16 protein-coding genes are annotated in these 17,479 nt (G+C 61.5%); 7 read left to right on the top strand and 9 right to left on the bottom strand.

The window, feature by feature from the left end; all coding sequences use genetic code 11:
* Nucleotide 1 precedes the first annotated feature (1 nt).
* Nucleotides 2-1,249: a murein hydrolase activator EnvC family protein gene (locus tag B058_RS0103520; protein ID WP_018507093.1), complete on the bottom strand. Its 1,248-nt coding sequence runs from the start codon at nucleotides 1,247-1,249 to the stop codon at nucleotides 2-4.
* Between the two features lie 29 nt (nucleotides 1,250-1,278).
* A complete protein-coding gene (gene gpmI / locus B058_RS0103525) occupies nucleotides 1,279-2,820 on the bottom strand; it encodes a 2,3-bisphosphoglycerate-independent phosphoglycerate mutase (protein ID WP_018507094.1) in 1,542 nt (513 codons plus the stop codon).
* Between the two features lie 157 nt (nucleotides 2,821-2,977).
* Here gpmI and B058_RS0103530 point away from each other — a divergent pair, with 157 nt between their 5' ends.
* A complete protein-coding gene (locus B058_RS0103530; RefSeq protein WP_040723264.1) occupies nucleotides 2,978-3,307 on the top strand; it encodes an ArsR/SmtB family transcription factor in 330 nt (109 codons plus the stop codon).
* Between the two features lie 66 nt (nucleotides 3,308-3,373).
* Here B058_RS0103530 and B058_RS0103535 read toward each other — a convergent pair whose 3' ends face one another.
* The 7 genes from B058_RS0103535 to B058_RS16365 form a co-directional block, all read right to left on the bottom strand.
* Nucleotides 3,374-6,499, bottom strand: a complete 3,126-nt coding sequence (locus B058_RS0103535; RefSeq protein WP_018507096.1) for an efflux RND transporter permease subunit — start codon at nucleotides 6,497-6,499, stop codon at nucleotides 3,374-3,376.
* Nucleotides 6,500-6,501: 2 nt separating this feature from the next.
* Nucleotides 6,502-7,818, bottom strand: a complete 1,317-nt coding sequence (locus B058_RS0103540) for an efflux RND transporter periplasmic adaptor subunit (protein ID WP_018507097.1) — start codon at nucleotides 7,816-7,818, stop codon at nucleotides 6,502-6,504.
* Nucleotides 7,819-7,875: 57 nt separating this feature from the next.
* Nucleotides 7,876-8,169: a heavy metal-binding domain-containing protein gene (locus B058_RS0103545; protein WP_018507098.1), complete on the bottom strand. Its 294-nt coding sequence runs from the start codon at nucleotides 8,167-8,169 to the stop codon at nucleotides 7,876-7,878.
* A gap of 78 nt (nucleotides 8,170-8,247) precedes the next feature.
* Nucleotides 8,248-9,183, bottom strand: a complete 936-nt coding sequence (locus B058_RS0103550) for a multicopper oxidase domain-containing protein (RefSeq protein WP_026240606.1) — start codon at nucleotides 9,181-9,183, stop codon at nucleotides 8,248-8,250.
* Between the two features lie 14 nt (nucleotides 9,184-9,197).
* Nucleotides 9,198-9,596, bottom strand: coding sequence for a c-type cytochrome (locus B058_RS0103555; protein WP_018507100.1), 399 nt, complete (start codon nucleotides 9,594-9,596; stop codon nucleotides 9,198-9,200).
* Nucleotides 9,593-10,285 (bottom strand): c-type cytochrome, encoded by a 693-nt coding sequence (locus tag B058_RS0103560; protein WP_018507101.1) that lies wholly within the window; start codon nucleotides 10,283-10,285, stop codon nucleotides 9,593-9,595. The genes B058_RS0103555 and B058_RS0103560 overlap by 4 nt, the downstream gene beginning before the upstream one ends.
* 15 nt (nucleotides 10,286-10,300) lie before the next feature.
* Nucleotides 10,301-11,284, bottom strand: coding sequence for a multicopper oxidase domain-containing protein (locus B058_RS16365; RefSeq protein WP_245539245.1), 984 nt, complete (start codon nucleotides 11,282-11,284; stop codon nucleotides 10,301-10,303).
* Between the two features lie 271 nt (nucleotides 11,285-11,555).
* Between B058_RS16365 and B058_RS0103570 the strand changes: the two genes are divergently transcribed.
* The 6 genes from B058_RS0103570 to grxC all read left to right on the top strand — a co-directional run bounded on the left by B058_RS0103570 (nucleotide 11,556) and on the right by grxC (nucleotide 17,402).
* Nucleotides 11,556-12,041, top strand: coding sequence for an RrF2 family transcriptional regulator (locus B058_RS0103570; protein ID WP_018507103.1), 486 nt, complete (start codon nucleotides 11,556-11,558; stop codon nucleotides 12,039-12,041).
* Nucleotides 12,042-12,208: 167 nt separating this feature from the next.
* Nucleotides 12,209-13,249 carry an efflux RND transporter periplasmic adaptor subunit gene (locus tag B058_RS0103575; RefSeq protein ID WP_040723270.1) on the top strand — a complete coding sequence of 347 codons (1,041 nt, stop codon included), beginning with the start codon at nucleotides 12,209-12,211 and terminating at the stop codon, nucleotides 13,247-13,249.
* Between the two features lie 12 nt (nucleotides 13,250-13,261).
* Entirely contained in the window at nucleotides 13,262-16,480 is a 3,219-nt protein-coding gene (locus B058_RS0103580) for an efflux RND transporter permease subunit (protein ID WP_018507105.1), read from the top strand.
* On the top strand, nucleotides 16,477-16,695 hold the full coding sequence (locus B058_RS0103585; protein ID WP_018507106.1) for a YgaP family membrane protein: 219 nt from the start codon (nucleotides 16,477-16,479) through the stop codon (nucleotides 16,693-16,695). The genes B058_RS0103580 and B058_RS0103585 overlap by 4 nt, the downstream gene beginning before the upstream one ends.
* A gap of 9 nt (nucleotides 16,696-16,704) precedes the next feature.
* Nucleotides 16,705-17,118, top strand: coding sequence for a rhodanese-like domain-containing protein (locus tag B058_RS0103590; protein ID WP_018507107.1), 414 nt, complete (start codon nucleotides 16,705-16,707; stop codon nucleotides 17,116-17,118).
* Between the two features lie 20 nt (nucleotides 17,119-17,138).
* Nucleotides 17,139-17,402, top strand: coding sequence for a glutaredoxin 3 (gene grxC / locus B058_RS0103595; protein WP_018507108.1), 264 nt, complete (start codon nucleotides 17,139-17,141; stop codon nucleotides 17,400-17,402).
* Nucleotides 17,403-17,479 lie beyond the last annotated feature (77 nt).

Genomic DNA, 17,479 nt, shown 5'->3' on the forward strand with positions numbered 1-17,479 from the left:
CTCACTTCACCCAGTCCAGGGGGTTTACAGGACGGCTCTGATGCCGCATTTCAAAATACAAGCCCGTGTCGGGTTGACCGCCACTATTGCCAACCGCAGCGATCGCATCGCCGGGCTGAACCCGGTCGCCCACCTGCTTATACAGACTTTCATTATTGCTGTACAGGCTCATATACCCCTCGCCATGGTCGACAATAATGAGGTTCCCGAAACCGCGCAGCCACTCGGCGAACACCACCTGTCCGGCTGCGATCGCCTTCACTGCCGTGCCTTGGGTAGCCCGGATGAACAAGCCTTTCCAACTCAGCCCGCCACCTTCCCTCGGAGCACCAAAGCGGTTCATCAGTTCCCCGGCGACCGGCAAATGTAGCGCCCCCTTCAACCGGGAGAACGGCTGACTCGACCGGAAGGCCACCGGCGTATCGGTATTCACCGTCACGGGACGGCGCTGCTGGCCGGTTGGGCCGCGCTCTGCCTCTCGCTGCTGCGCCTGCCGGGCCGCGCGCACGCGCTCGGCCTCACGTGCGGCCTGTTCCGCCATCACCCGGTTGAGGCGCTCGACCAGCTGGGTCAGGCTGCGTTCATTGCGCTTCAAGGTGGAAATCTCGCGCCTCTGTTGCTGGATTTGCACGGAGAGTTTCTGCAGCACCTGCTCGCGGGCGTGCTTGTCGGCCAACAGCTTTTGCTGCTCGGCTTCGTGCGCGGCCTGCAATTGCGCCAGATCGGTTGTCTTCCGCGAGGCTTGCTGCTGCAAGGCGGACAGTTGCGCCAAGTCGGCGCGCAGTGTGTCGATCATGGCTTGCTGCGCACGCGAGAGGTGTGCCAGATAGCGCAAATCACGTGCGGTCTGGTTGGGGTCCGCACCATTCAGGATGAGCTTGAGTGCATCGCCCTGTCCGCGCTGGTAAGCGCCCTTGAGCGTCTGCGCCAGATGGGCCTGCTGTGTGCGAATACGCGCCGAGGTTGCGTCGGCCTGCTGCGTCAGCGATTGCAGATCGCTTTGGGTCCGCTGGCGTTCGCCGTCCAGTTGACGCAACTGGCGCACGGAGCTGCTGATGGCACGTTCGGACTGACGCAACTCGTCAGCCGCTTCCTGACGATGCGTCTGGGTGTCGCGGAAATCCTGCTGCAGGGTTTGCAGACGCTGTTTGAGGGCGTCAAGCTCGGACTGCTTGCGGTCGGCCTGGTTGGCGCTGACGCACAACGGCCCGGAGAGTGCCAGCAGGACGAAGAGTTGTTTGAAGTTCACCCTGGCGAGCTTACTCGAACCGGACGGGCTTACTCAAACTGCACCAGGGCCTCGCCGGTCATTTCGGGCGGTTGCGCCACACCCATCATCTTCAGGAGGGTCGGGCTGACATCCTCGAGTGCGCCGGTTTCCGCCAGCGTGGCATGGCGCCGTCCAACGTAGATCAGCGGCACCAGGTTCATGGTATGCGCGGTATGCGGCTGACCGGTTACGGCGTCACGCATCAATTCGGCGTTGCCGTGGTCGGCGGTGATCAGCACCTCCCCACCTCGTGCCTGCTGCGCGTCCACCACCCGGCCCAGACAGGTGTCGACCGTCTCGATCGCCTTGATCGCAGCCTGCAGGTCGCCGGTGTGGCCCACCATGTCGGGATTGGCAAAATTGCAGACGATAAGATCGTATTGCTGGCTGCCGATCGCGGCGACCAGCTTGTCGGTCACCTCGAAAGCACTCATCTCGGGCTTGAGGTCATAGGTTGCCACGTCGGGGGACGGCACCAGCACGCGATCCTCGCCGGGAAAGGACACTTCTTCGCCGCCGTTGAAGAAAAAGGTGACGTGCGGATATTTCTCGGTTTCGGCGATACGCAACTGGCGTAAGCCGAGGTTGGCGGCGTATTCGCCCAGGCCATTCTTGATCCGCTCTGGTGGAAAGGCGACCGACACCTGGAAATCGTCGCTGTAACCGGTCAACGTGCAGTAGGTCGCCAGCCGGGGGGTGACCTCGCGTTCGAACTCGCTGAAATCGGGCTCGATGAAGGGACGCGACAGCTGGCGCGCACGGTCGGAACGGAAATTGAGAAAAATGACCGAATCGCCGTCCTCCATCTTCACCGGTTTGCCGTCGGGCGGCAGGATGGCCGTGGCCTTGACGAATTCGTCGGTTTCGCCGCGCGCGTAGGCGGCTTCCAATCCAGCCAGCGCATTCTCCGCCATGAACTCGGCGCGCCCCTGGGTCAGGAGATCGTAGGCGGATTTCACCCGCTGCCAGCGCCGGTCACGGTCCATCGCGTAGTAGCGGCCGATCATCGACGCAATGTGGCCGACGCCGCTCTGCTCGATTTTTTCGTTGAGGCGGCGCAAATAGAGCTCGGCGCTTTTCGGCGGCGTGTCACGGCCATCCAGGAATACATGCAGACAGACCTTGTGCAGCCCCTCGCGCGCCGCCAGACCGAGCAGGGCATGGAAATGCGATTCGTGACTGTGCACCCCGCCGTCCGACAGCAGGCCCAGCACATGCAGCGTCCTGCCATTGTCGCGTGCCAGATGCACGGCGTTCAGTAGGGCCGGATTGGTGTAGAAATAGCCCGATTCGATGGCGCGGTCGATGCGGGTGAATTCCTGGTACACCACCCGTCCCGCGCCGATGTTCAGATGCCCCACCTCGGAGTTGCCCATTTGCCCTTTGGGCAGCCCCACTTCCGATTCCGATGCATGAATGAGGGTATGGGGATTATTCTTCCATAACCGGTCCCAATTGGGCTTGGTAGCCTGGGCAATCGCGTTGTCCGCGCTTTCTTTGCGGCAACCAAAACCGTCGAGGATGATGAGGAGAACCGGCACGGTTTTCATGAAAAAATTTATATAACCTGACTCGTTTTCGTGGAAATATTTTAATATATGCGTGATTGCTAATCTATACGCAATCCAAAAAGTAAGATTATAAGTAGCGCACGGCTGTATTTTGACGAAGTTGGCCGCGCCGTTACGCGACCCGTAGGACCGAGGAATGAATATGGCAGCTGACTGGGATCAAGTGGACCTCATGGACAAGGACGAGCACATCGAGCAGGCCTCGCGTGCGATGAAAGCCATGTCGCATCCTCTGCGCCTGAAAATTCTTTGCGTACTGGGCGACAAGGAAGTCAGCGTCCAGGATATCGTCGACCATGTCGGCACGTCGCAAAGCAATATCTCGCAGCATCTCGCCATCCTGCGCGACAAAGGGGTGCTGCGCACCCGCAAGGATGCCAACCGCGTGTTTTATCGCGTGGGCGACACCCGCACCATGAAGCTTCTGGGTATGATGCGCGACGTCTTTTGCGGTTTCACCAAATAACTCGATTCGCACCCCAAGGCCCGGCCACGCGCAAGCGTGCCGAGCCTTGTGTCTTGAATGCGCCGCTCAATCATTTCCAGTTTGGGGATGGGCGCCACGCCCCTGCCATATCCAATACAGCGCCGGGATAACGAAAAGCGATAGCAGCGGTGCCGTCAGCATGCCGCCCACCAACGGCGCGGCAATCCGCTTCATCGCTTCGGAACCGGCGCCGTCGCTGAACATGACGGGCAGCAGGCCCGCCACGATCACCGCTACCGTCATCATCTTGGGCCGCACGCGCATGAGCGCACCCTGGATGATCGCCTGCCGGAGCGCGACACGATCAACCGACTGGCTGCCTGACGACCGGGCATCCTCGACGGCCTTGTCGATATAGAGCAGCATCACGACACCGAACTCCGCCGCCACGCCCGCCAGCGCGATGAAGCCGACGCCCACCGCCACTGACAGGTTGTAGCCTAGCCAGTAGACCAGCCAGAACCCGCCCACCAAGGAAAAAGGCAGGCAGACGGCGACCAGCAGCACCTTGCCTGGCTCGCGGAAGTGCAGGTACAGCAGCAGCAGGACCAGCAGCACGGTGAGCGGAATCAGCCACTGCATTTTTTGCCTGGCATGTTGCAGATTCGCATACTGACCGGACCAGGCGAGGGCGTAGCCAGGCGGCAGCTTGACCTGGGCGTCGACCGCCTGCCGGGCCGCTTCGACGTAGCCGCCCAAGTCCCGGCCTTCGATGTCGAGATAGACGTAACCGGTCAGGCGTCCGTTTTCGCTCTTGATTTCGGCCGGCCCGTCGGCGATGCGCAGACGGGCGATTGTCCCCAGCGACACCTGAATTCCGGATGGCGTGGCAATTCGGCTCTCGGCAAGCGTCTCCATCGAGTCACGCAAAGCGCGCGGATAGCGCAGGTTGATGGAGAACCGTTCGCGCCCGTCCACGACCGTACCGATGTTTTCCCCGCCGATGGCGCTTTGGACCAGGCGTTGCACCGCCGCGACGGTGACGCCGTAACGCGCAGCCTGAACGCGGTCGATATCGATATCCAGATACCGCCCACCGGTGACACGTTCGCCGAATACGGCGCGCGTTCCAGGGATTTTCTTCAGCGTGGCTTCGAGCGTTTCCGCCAGCGCGGCGATCCCGGCCAGATCGGGGCCGGTGATTTTGATGCCGACCGCTGTACGAATGCCGGTGGACAGCATGTCGATGCGAGTACGAATCGGGTAGCCCCAGGAATTGGTCAGCCCGGGCAACCGTACGGTGCGGTCGAGCTTCTGGATCAGTTCCTCTACCGTCTCACCCGGCGGCCACTCATTCCTCGGTTTGAGCAAGATGGTGGTTTCCAGCATGGACAACGGCGCAGGGTCGGTTGCACTGTCGGCGCGGCCGGCCTTGCCGAACACGCGCGCCACTTCCGGCATCTGGCGGATCAGGCGATCGGTGATCTGCAGGATATTGGCGGCCTCGTCGATGGATACGCCCGGCAGCGTAGTCGGCATGTACAGTAGGTCGCCTTCATACAGTGGCGGCATGAACTCGCTGCCCAAACGGGATACGGGCCATGCCGCGCTGGCCAGCAGCAGAACGGCCAGCAGCAACACCCGTTTGGGGTGATTCAGCGACGCCAGCAGTGCCGGCCGGTAAAGCGCCTGCAGCAAGCGGTTGAGCGGATTGCTGCGCTCATGGACGATGCGGCCGCGAATGAAATAGCCCATCAGCACCGGCGTCAACGTGATGGCCAGCGCCGCGCTCGCCGCCATGGCATAGGTCTTGGTGTAGGCAAGCGGCGCGAACAGTTTTCCTTCCTGGCCCGAGAGCGCAAAAACCGGCAGGAAGGACACCGTGATGATGAGCAGCGAGAAGAAGAGCGCGGGGCCGACTTCGACCGAACTGGCGCGTGCGACCGCCCAGTAGTCGCTACCAGGCCCGGCCCGCTCGAGATGCTTGTGCATGTTCTCGATCATCACGATGGCCGCATCCACCATGGCGCCGATGGCGATGGCAATGCCGCCCAGAGACATGATGTTGGCGCTCACGCCCTGTTGCTTCATCACGATGAACGCAGTCAAGATGCCGACCGGCAGGGTGAGCGCGGCAACCAGGGACGAGCGCAAATGGAACAGGAACAGCAGACAGACCAGTGCCACCATCAAGGTCTCTTCCACCAGTTTGCTGCGTAGATTGTCGATGGCGCGCGTGATGAGGCCGGAACGATCATACGTGACCACCAACTCGACGCCGGGCGGCAGGCCCGCCTGCAGTTCCTTGAGGCGGGTCTTGACGCGTGCCGCGGTTTCCAGCGCATTGTTGCCATAGCGCATGACCACGATGCCGCCGGTGACGTCGCCTTCGCCGTCGAGGTCAGCCACCCCTCGCCGCGCTTCCGGTCCTATCTGGACATGGGCCACATCCTGTAGCCGAATGGGAACGCCCTCGGCATCCGTGCCCAGAGGGATCGTGCGGAAATCGTCCAGCGTCTTGAGGTAGCCATCGGCGCGGATCATGTATTCGGCGCGCGCCATCTCCATGACCGACCCGCCGCCCGAGAGATTGCTGTCGCGCACCGCCTGGCTGACCTGTTCCAGGGAAATCCCGTAGGCGGCCAGGCGGTTCGGATCCACCTCGATCTGGAACTGGCGCGCCATGCCGCCGACGCTGGCCACTTCTGCCACGCCGGGCAGGCCCTGCAACTCGTATTTGAGGTAGAAATCCTGGACCGCCCGCAACTGGTCCGCATCGTAGCGATGGTGGCGATCCACCAGCGCGTATTCGAATATCCAGCCGGTGCCGGATGCATCGGGTCCCAGCGTGGGCGTCACGCCTGCGGGCAGGCGCGACGCCGCCTGGCTCAGGTATTCCAGCACGCGGGAACGCGCCCAGTACGGATCGACGCCATCCTTGAAAATGACGTAGACATAGGACTCGCCGAACATGGAAAAACCGCGCACCGCCGTGGCACCCGGCACCGACAACAGGCTCGACGTCAGCGGATACGTCACCGAGTCTTCCACGAGCTGTGGCGACTGGCCGGGATACGCCGTCTTGACGATGACCTGCGTGTCGGACAGATCAGGAATTGCATCCAACGCAATATTCTGTGCGGAGTACACGCCCCAGGCCGCCAGCAGCAGGGTGGCCAGCAGCACCAACAGCCGGTTGGCGAGCGACCACTCGATGATTCGCCGGATCATGCTCAGCGGCTGTTCTGCATGCGCTGCATGGAATCGTTCAGGGAGGCCGCCGCATCCAGCAGAAACTGCCCGCTCACGGCGACCTGCACACCCTCCTGCAACCCGTCGGTGATCTCGACGAGGTCACCGCTCTCGATGCCCGTTTCCACGGGAACTGGCATGAAATGCCCGCCTTCCCGCGCCAGCATGACCCGGTTGCCCCGGCCGGTACGAATCACGGCCGAACGCGGTACCGCGAGCGCCGTTCGCGGATGCGTGGCAATGACGACATCCACGAACTCGCCCGGACGAAGCTGGCGATCCGCGTTCTTCACCGTCAGGCGCGCCCGGGCCGTGCGAGTCGCGCCATCCAACGTAGGCAAGGCGAACGCGAGATGCCCAGTCAACGACGGCCGCCCCGAATGAGGAAACGTCACAGTCACGTGGTCACCTTCGCTGACCCATTCGAGCTGGTCGGGATACAGGACAATGTCGATCCAGACCGTGGCGACATCGGCCACGGTCAGCAGCTTGGTCATCGGCGTCACGTAATCTCCTTCCCGCGCGCCGATCTGGGTGACGAAGCCGGATCGGGCGGCATGCACCGGTACCCGTTCAATCGTGCGGCGGGTGGACTCGATGGTGGCGAGCGTGGCGGCACTGACATCGGCATAGGCAAACTTCTCCCGCGTCCGGATACGTTCACGCGCCAGGCTGGCGGCCATTTGGGCATTCTGGCCGGAAAAATCCGTCATGTTTTCCAGCAGTTGATCCCGCCGCTGCAGCAGTTCGATATATTCGCGCTGGCGCTGCACCAATTCGGGCGAGTAGATCTCATACAGGACCTGCCCCGCAGTGACCCGCTGGCCCGGCGCGCTGACATGCAGCTTGCGGATCCAGCCGTCGGTCTTGGGGCTGATGCTGTAAAGGGAAGTCTCGTCGATTCCCACATTGCCGTAGGTATGCACCTCCCGGCTGAGGCGGTGCATCGCCACTTCCGCCAGCCGCATGCCCATGCGCTGCTGCAATGCCGTGTCGACCCGCATGCCTGCTGCACGATGGTCATGTGCAGCGCCCGTTTCCACCAGATCCATTCCGCATATCGGACACGATCCCGGGTGGTCCTGGAGAATGTTGGGATGCATGGGGCAGACCCATGTTTTCTGCGCAGCCCCCGTTCCATCCAGATGTTCGAGGCGCTCAGCGGCCTGCGCAGATTGCACGAGGCCGTCCGCATTCGCGTCCGGGAGCCGTTCTGCAAAATACGCGACACCGGTCATGCAGACAGGAACAGCCAGCAGCACACCGTAATACAACGCACGAATAAACGACGAGGTCATGGGAGGATATCCAGCCTGTTGCTGACGCGAATCAAATGGCCATCCGGATCGGGGCGGCTAGACGTTCTTCGGCTTGGCCTTGACCAGTTTCATCTTGCACACGGGGCATTTTCCGGGTTCGTGGCGATGGACCTCGGGATGCATGGGACATGTCCAGTTGTCCTCGGCATTACGCGGTACGAGCGAATCCGGCTGGCCGCTGCCGGCAGCCCTGCTATTCGTTGCAGGCCCTCCTCTGTCCTGGCCTGCCGCTTGAGCGACATAAACCGGCGCGACGCCGGCGAGCACGGCAAGGAACGACACACTCGCCAGCACACGGGCAACGGGTTCCGACTGTCGTTTGACATTCATAGGGTGGATCTCCGTATGTTGGATGGGCGCCGAGCACCCGCCTCAGCCAAGTGCTCGGCGCCCATCACGTTCCTGCAGTCAGCGAACGAGGATCTGCTCGCCGTGGCCCATCTTGGGATCGGCATCGTTGCTGAACATGATCACTGCGATGGCGCCCGTGAGGGCAGCCTTCAGCGAGTGGGTCACAATCGCATTGGCACCTTCCTTGGGCGAGATCAGGTCGAATGTCGCTGCGTCGCCCGGCCCGACGACAAAGCTTTGCAGGCCATGCTCAATGTTTTTCGGATTGCCGCTGGGGTAGACGGCATCCCAGATGCCCGCGATGGGATGGAAGGATGAAAACTCGTTGGGGCCCGCGTTGACGAAGTAGACGCGCACACGCTCGCCCGGCTTGGCCTGCAGCCAGCGCGTAGCGGCCGGATCGTGCACCGGGTCATACTTGAAGATGCCGCCGTTGAACATGACGTTGCTCCATTTGTTCTGCATCATGTCCTCCTTCGCATCCGGATTCGGATAGAGCTCGGACTGGATCAGCACGTATTCGCGATCCGCTTTCGGCATGGCATGGGTATCTTTCGGGTCGACGATGATGGTCCCGAACATACCGCGTGCGATGTGCTGGATCATCGGATCGGAGCCGCAGTGATAGAAAAACACGCCCGGATAATCAGCGGTGAAGGTGTAGTGCTTCTCCTCGCCCGGCTTGATGGACCCGAAGTCCTTCACCACGTCCAGTCGTGCCGCATGGAAGTCCATGGAATGCGAGTTCTTGTTGGTCTTGTCGTTGATCAGCGTGAACTCGACAGTGTCGCCTTCGGTGACCCGCACCACCGGGCCCGGCACCTTGCCGTCGAATGTCCAGGTGCGGTACATCGTGCCCTTGTTATCGATCGGCAAATCCACTTCCGTTGCGTGCAGCGTGACTTGCACCGTTTTTGCCTCGGCCGGGAATGACAGCATCGACAATGCCGCCACACTCGCCAGTGCCATCCCTAGCATCCTGTTTTGTTTCATTTTGAAGCTCCTTGTTATTTACCTGAACCACAGTTGCAGACAAAGCGTAGATACGCCACCAACTCCTTGATTTCCTCGTCATTCATGACGTTGCCCCAGGCCGGCATGAGTACCGACTTGTTCACCGCCAACCCGCCGTCCTTGATGACATGGAATATTTCATCGTTGGGAATGTCGCCCATCCCCTTCGCGTCGCTGTGATCCCGTGGCTGTACGGACATATCGCGACTGTTGACCCCTCTGCCGTTACGGTTGATGCCATGGCACTGAACGCAGTAGGTGTTGTAGTTCCGAAGCGCACCCTGCGTGTACGGTCCATCTGCCGAGGCCGGACCGCCGGACACGAAACAGGTGGCTACGAGGAGTCCTGCCTGCAGGAATGCGGGCACGCGTTGACCGAAATTCATTTTCATTTCCCCTCCGATGCGCTGAGTTGCAGGATGTAACCCGTCAACCGCTGCAGATCCGGTTCGGCCAGGTTGAGCGTGGGCATCCAGATGTGCGGATCGATCGCCTGCGGGTTCTTGATGTAGCTGTAGATGTAATCGGGCTGCAGGCGCTCGCCTGCGGTGTAGAGCTCAGGCCCCGAGGAACCGCCAGTCCCAGGTTTCGCCTGATGGCAGGCGGCGCAGCCGCGGAGCTTGTTGAAGAACATCGCGCCCATGGACATGCTCACCTTTTCGCCCTTGAACGCGCCCTTGCTCAGCAGATCTGTCGGGCCCGTCAGCGCCATGAGCGCCTCGGCAGCCGCTTCGGCATCCGCTTTCGGCAGCTTCACATGAGGCGCCATGGTCGACTCGTCCACGACATCCTCCTTGTCACTGCCCTTTATATGCTTGGTATAAAACTCGCCGGCCGGCCGGATGCGTACCGGGTTCTGCAGCCACTTTTCCAGCCAGGGCCGGTTGAATTTGCTGCCTGCGTAGTACAGGTCCGGCCCCTTCCGCTCCCACAGGCGGGCGAGACTGGCGTTGTCCGGTTTCACGATGGCATGACAGCTGATGCATTGCGATTTCAGGATGCCCGTCCCGACACTGTCTGCCGCCACTGCCGGGGCTGCGACCAGCCCCATGGCCAATGCGGCCAGAAGAGATAGCTTCATCATCGATCCTTTCGCTTATTGAACGGCCTGGCCCTTGAAGGCAGGCGCGTCGTGCATGCCGTACGGCTTCTTCAAGGATTCCTCGTAGTAGAAATCCGGCACGAACGCCTTGTCTTTCCAGGCGTAGAACGGGTCGTTTCGGTTGATTTCGTTGTACTCGATGACTGTCATCAGGCCGCCCATCGGCTTGTCGCCGTTCATCGTGTGGGAGTCGACGTGGTCATGCACCATCCAGCGGCCGGGATTGTCCGCGGTCAGGATGAGGTCGTAGCGTTCGCCGGGGCCGACCATGATGGTGTCCGCCTCATAGGGGGCGGGCAGGGGGCGCCCGTCCTTGAATGCCACCAGGAAAACGTGGCCGTGGATATGGATGGAGTGGGTCAAATCACCCGCGCCGATCAGGCGGATACGCACCACGTCGCCCTTGTTCACGCGTAGTGGCTGCGAATCCGGGAAGGCCTTGCCGTTGAGGGTGAAGTAATCCCACACATCGCCCGGGACGCCGCCGTAGCCGGGCTTGAACGCCCACTTCGACGCCCAGTCGGACAACATCAGGATGTAGTCCTTCGTCACCTTCTTCTCGATCGGCTTCGGCGTTTTCGGATCGACAATGAAAGGCCCCCACATGCCGCGCATCGCCGCATGCTCGTTGACGTTGACGTGGCAGTGATACCACATGGTGCCGGAAGGTTCGGCCACGAATTTGTAGGTAAAGGTGTCCCCGGGCTTGATCGCGGCCTGGGTCGTATCCGGCACGCCATCCATGCGCCAGGTTCCCTTTTGCAGCATGCCGTGCCAGTGGATCGTGTGCGGCAGCGTGGTCAGGTTGTTGACGTTGACGGTGAGCTCATCACCTTCCTTGACGTGGATCAAGGGTCCCGGCACCTGGCCGTTGAAAGCGAACGTATGGAATTGCTGTTTGTCGACCAACGTGATCTTGGTGTCCTCGATCGTCATCTCGAACGTGCGCTTGTCGGCATACCCCGGCAGGGGATTCACCAAAAGCACTCCCAGACACAGCAGGGCCATCCCCCTTTGCACGCTGATTCGAGGGTGAAATCCTTTGTTCATATGGCCTCCCTTATAAGATATATATGAAATATATCTTAATGGATGCCACATGACAAGGACCCGGCCTTCGATTTTCTAATGGTTATAAAGTGCCAATCCGGGGCCGGACACGGGGCCAGACGCGGCCAGATATAATGACAAGCCACTCGGAACAACCCGCACAACGCCGCATGGCATAACGCAGACCGAAGGAGATGCCATGCGGCTGACCAAATTCACGGATTTTTCCTTACGCGTGATGATTTATCTGGCTCGCCACCCCGATGGCCTGGCGACCATTGCCGACATTGCCCACGAGTACGACATCCCGTCCACCCATCTGATGAAGGTGGTGCATCGCTTGGCGCAATGCGGCTATATCGTGACGGTACGCGGCAAGGGCGGCGGCATGCGGCTCGCCNNNNCGCCGGACATGATCAACGTGGGCGATCTGGTACGGGACACCGAAGACAACATGGATATCGCGGAATGCTTCAGCGCCGAACACCAGAATTGCCCGATGCTGCCGGCATGCGCCCTGAGATCCATCCTGATCGAGGCACGCAAAAGCTTCTTGGCCACGCTGGATTTTTATCGTCTGTCGGACATCACGGGCAGCTCCACGCCGCCGCTCGTGGCCCCCTTGCATATGACACGCGACATTCCATCTCCGGCGACCGCCCACAAGAAGAAGCGAAGTGCCTGAACGGATCGAGCCTGTATGCCCTGCGGCGAGACAGGCTAAGCTTGTATTCCTTTCAGCCCCCTGTCGCCCGGCGTAGAGGGAAAACACGCCACAACGTCCAACACAAGTTATTGAATTAAATAATATATTAGATTATACTGATGGACGATTTTTCTGGAGATGCGTCAGTGTCCAAGCTTGCCTGCCTACTGGCCTGTGCCGTGCTCATTGCGCAACCCGTCTGGGCTGCGCTGCCATTCACCACCGCCACTGTGAATTATCAGATGACGGATACGGGCTACAGTACCGAAGCCACCGTCGAGGCCGTCAAGCAGTCCACCGTCGCAGCCCAGGTATCGGGACGCGTGGCCGCAGTCAATTTCGATGCGGGGGATTACGTCAAGGCAGGATCGGTGATCGTGCGGCTGTCTGCGCAGGAGTTGTCCTCGGCCGCGACGGGCAGCCAGGCACAAGTGGCCCAGGCTACCGCCACGCTGGAGAATGCACGCGCCAATTACGAACGCCAGCAGCAACTGTTCCAGCAGAAATTCATCAGTCAGGCCGCGCTCGATCGCGCCACGGCCGAGTACCGTTCAGCCGAGGCGGCTGCCCGCGCTGCCCGCGCAGGCGCGGGACAAACCGCTGCGGTCAGCGGCTACACAGTCATCACTGCGCCGTTTTCCGGAATTGTGGCCGCCCGCCATGTCGAAGTCGGCGAAACCGTTACCCCCGGCAAACCGCTGATGACCGGCTTCGACCCCAAGGACATGCGGGTCATCGCCAACATCCCGCAATACAAGCTCGCCGAGGTCAAGGCGGCGCCGCGCGTCGCAGTCGAGATCCCTTCGCTCAACAAGTGGATTGCCGCCACCGGAATTACCGTGCTGCCATCCGCCGACGTGGCCACCCACACGGTCAAAGTACGCATCGACCTGCCTACGGACGTGGAAGGTGTCATTCCCGGGATGTTCGCGCGTGCGCATTTCTCCATGGCCAGCGCGCGCAAGCTCACCATTCCGCTCAGCGCCGTCGTCCGGCGTTCTGAAATCACCGCGGTCTATGTCGTCAATCAAGGCAAGGTAAGCCTACGGCAGGTCCGACTGGGCACACCCAACGCACGCGGGCAGGTGGAAGTGCTGGCCGGGCTGAACCCAGGCGACGTCATAGCGCTCGAGCCGGTCAAGGCGGGCATCTACGCCAAAAGCGCCGCCAACCAGCCCGCCAAGTAAACGGACAGACGCATGGGACTCTCCGGACGCATCGCCCGTTTCTTCCTCACGTCCCAGCTCACGCCGCTGATCGCATTGATCGCGGCCTTGCTGGGCCTGATTGCCATTCTGGTCACGCCGCGCGAGGAAGAGCCGCAGATCAACGTGACCATGGCCAACGTGTTCATCCCCTTCCCTGGCGCGTCGGCCAAGGACGTCGAAGCTCTGGTGGCAACGCCCGCCGAACAGGTGCTGTCGCAGATCGCCGGGATCGAGCACATCTACTCGGTCTCCAAGCCCGGCATGGCGATTTTGACCGTGCAGTATCTGGTCGGCCAGGACCGCACCCAGGCGCTGGTGCGGCTGTACGACACCATCCAGGCCAACCGCGACTGGGTCTCGCCCGAACTTGGCGTCGGCGAGCCCATCATCAAACCGCTCGGCATCGACGACGTGCCGATCGTCACCGTCACCCTGTGGACGCGCGACCCGACGCGCGGCGCCTATGAACTGGAACAGGCCGCACACGCGGCCGAAATCGAGCTCAAGCGCATTCCGGGCACCCGCGAAGTCACGACCATCGGCGGCCCTGGCCGCGCCGTGCGGGTGATGATGGATCCTGATCGCATGGCCGCATTCGGCATTACGCCCAAGGACATCCGCGACGCGCTGCAAGTCTCCAACGCCGCCCAACCCTCCGGTACGCTGGTCTCGAACAATCAGGAGATTCTCGTCCAGACCGGGACCTTCCTCACGGGTGCCGACGACGTCCGTCAACTCGTCGTCGGCGTCGCACAGGGCCGCCCGGTCTACATCAGCGATGTGGCCAGTGTGACCGCCGGTCCCGACCAGCCCACCCGCTACGTCTGGCACGGCCCCGGCGCCGGCGGAAAAATCAAGGCCGACAACGGCCAGACCTACCCGGCGGTCACGCTGGCGATCTCCAAGAAACCCGGCGAGAACGCGGTCGACGTGGCCAAAAAGGTCATCGCACGCGTCAACAGCCTGCAGAACAGTGTCTTGCCTGAAGGCGTCGAGGTCAGCGTCACCCGCAACTACGGCGCCACCGCCGACGACAAGGCCAAGAAGCTGATCCAGAAACTGATTTTCGCGACGGCCTCGGTGGTCTTGCTGGTGTTGTTCGCCATCGGCAAACGCGAAGCATTGATCGTCGGCGCCGCGGTGTTGTTGACGCTCGCGGCCACGCTGTTCGCCTCGTGGGCCTGGGGATTCACGCTCAACCGGGTATCGCTGTTCGCACTCATATTCTCGATCGGCATCCTGGTCGATGACGCCATCGTGGTGGTGGAAAACATCCACCGCCGCATGAACCTGGACCACGATGGCCTCGAAGCGATCATCCCGCGTGCGGTCGACGAAGTGGGCGGCCCGACCATCCTCGCCACCCTCACCGTGATCGCAGCACTGCTGCCGATGGCTTTCGTCAGCGGCCTGATGGGGCCATACATGAGTCCGATCCCGATCAATGCCTCGATCGGCATGGTGATTTCGCTTGCCATCGCCTTCATCGTCACGCCCTGGCTGGCGCTGAAACTGATCAAGCAAGAGGCACACGGCGCACATGCGGCAAGCGACAACAAGTTGCTCGCCCTGTTCCGCGCCCGCCTGACGCCCTTCCTGCGCGGCAGCGAGGGCAAGGGCGCACGACGCAAGCTGTGGCTGGGGATCGGTATCGCCATCCTGCTGTCGATCGCCTTGCCGATGGTCAAGCTCGTCATCCTGAAAATGTTGCCGTTCGACAATAAATCCGAATTCCAGATCATCGTCGACATGCCGGTTGGCACGCCGCTGGAAAAAACCGCCCAGGTCCTGAGTGAAATGGGCGCGGCAGTTGCGCAGGTCCCTGAGGTCGCCGACTATCAGGCCTATGCCGGCACCGCCGCACCGATCAACTTCAATGGCCTGGTGCGGCAGTATTACCTGCGTTCCGGCCCCGAGGTCGGCGATTTGCAGGTCAACCTGCTCGACAAGCACGACCGCGACCGCAAGAGCCACGAAATTGCACAGGCGATCCGCCCCGCGGTCGAAGCCATCGCCAGAAAGCACGGCGCCGACGTCAAGGTGGTCGAGGTGCCGCCCGGACCGCCAGTGATGTCGCCGATCGTGGCTGAAATCTATGGTCCCGATTACGACGCGCAGATCCAGGTAGCCAAGCAGGTGCGCAACGTCTTCGAGAAAACCAAGGGCATCGTCGCCATCGACGACACGGTTGAGGACGACGCCCAGCGCTTCGTGCTGCGTGTGTTGCAGAACAAGGCCGCGGTCGCCGGAGTGGCGCAGAAAGACATTGTCGCGGCGATGAAGATGGGGCTGTCGGGTGAGAATGTCACGCCCATCCACGGCAGTGGCGCCAAGTACGAAATCCCGGTACGCATCACCCTGCCCCCGGAACGCCAGAGCGGGCTCGACGATTTGCTGAAACTGACGGTGCGCGGCAACGACGGCAACCTGGTGCCCTTGTCGGAACTGATCGAAGTGATGCCGAGCTCACGCGAGAAGACCATCTACCACAAGGACCTGCTGCCCGTGGTATTCGTGGTCGGCGACACCGGCGGCAAACTGGATTCGCCGCTGTACGGCCTGTTCGAAATGCGCGGCGCACTGAAGGACAAACCGCTGGCGCAGGGCGGCACATTGTCAGAGTATTTCATCCACCAGCCCGCCGATCCCTATACCGGATTCAGCCTGAAATGGGACGGCGAGTGGCAGGTCACCTATGAGACCTTCCGCGACATGGGGCTCGCCTATGCGGTCGGGCTGATGCTGATCTATATCCTGGTCGTCGCGCAGTTCAAGAGCTATCTGACTCCGCTCGTCATCATGGCGCCGATCCCGCTCACCATCATCGGTGTAATGCCTGGCCATGCCCTCCTCGGTGCGCAGTTCACCGCCACATCGATGATCGGCATGATCGCGCTGGCCGGCATCATCGTGCGCAATTCGATCCTGCTGGTCGACTTCATCAACGAGCAGGCGGCGGCCGGCATGGATTTCCAGGAAGCGGTGATCCAGGCCGGCGCCACCCGGGCCAAGCCCATCGTGCTGACCGGTCTGGCCGCCATGCTGGGCGCGTTCTTTATCCTCGACGACCCGATTTTCTCCGGACTGGCTGTATCCTTGATTTTCGGCATCTTCGTCTCCACCTTGCTGACGCTGGTGGTGATTCCCGTGCTGTATTACGCTGCCAACTACCGCAAACATTCTTTACCGAAAGCAGGAGTTTCATCATGACTGTTGAACGCATGGTCCGTATCATCGCCGGATTTTTCATCATGCTGTCGCTGGCACTGGCCCACTTTTCCGGCAGCGTCGACATGACCCGCCTGTCGTGGCTGTGGTTTACCGCCTTCGTCGGCTTCAACCTGTTCCAGTCCGGCATCACCCGTTTTTGCCCGATGGACATCATGCTGAAGAAGGCCGGCGTCAAACCGGGCTGCGGGCTGTAAGGGGAAGACATGGACGTTCAATTCCTGCAGCAGAACTGGATGCTGGTGGCCGTGGCCGGAGTGTCCGGCGCCATGCTGGTGTGGTCCTTCCTCGGCGGCAAGCTCTCGGGCATCGAAGAAGCCGACACGCTGAAAGCCACCCGCCTTTTCAACGACGACGCGCTGATCCTCGACGTGCGCGAGGACAAGGAATTTGCCACCGGCCATATTCCCAGGGCCAAGCACATTCCCCTCGGCCAGCTGTCCGGCCGTCTCCAGGAACTCGAGAAATTCAAGGCCAAACCCATTCTCGTCACCTGCCGTAGCGGCCAGCGCTCGGCGCGTGCCTGCAACCTGCTGAAAAAGGCCGGTTTCGAGACCGTGTACAACCAGGCGGGCGGCATCATCGCGTGGGAACGCGCCAACCTGCCTGTCGCCAAGTAATCCCTGAACAAGGAGGCCCCATGGCCAAAGTCGTCATGTATTGCACCGCCGTCTGCCCTTACTGCGTCGCCGCAGAGCGACTGCTGAAGAGCCGCGGCGTCACCGAAATCGAAAAGATCCGCATCGATCTCGATCCGACCAGGCAGGACGAAATGATGACGCGCACCGGCGGCCGTCGCACCGTCCCGCAGATATTCATCGGCGACACCCACGTCGGCGGATTCGATGACACGTCCGCGCTCGATGCCGCGGGCGAACTGATACCACTGCTGAACCGCGCCTGATAGCTCCGCCTTGCCGGAACATGCTTGAATTTCCGGCGGCGCCCCCCACCTTGAAGCGAAGATCATTCGCTTCAAGG

Source organism: Thiobacillus thioparus DSM 505 (assembly GCF_000373385.1).
GTDB classification, from domain to species: Bacteria; Pseudomonadota; Gammaproteobacteria; order Burkholderiales; family Thiobacillaceae; genus Thiobacillus; species Thiobacillus thioparus.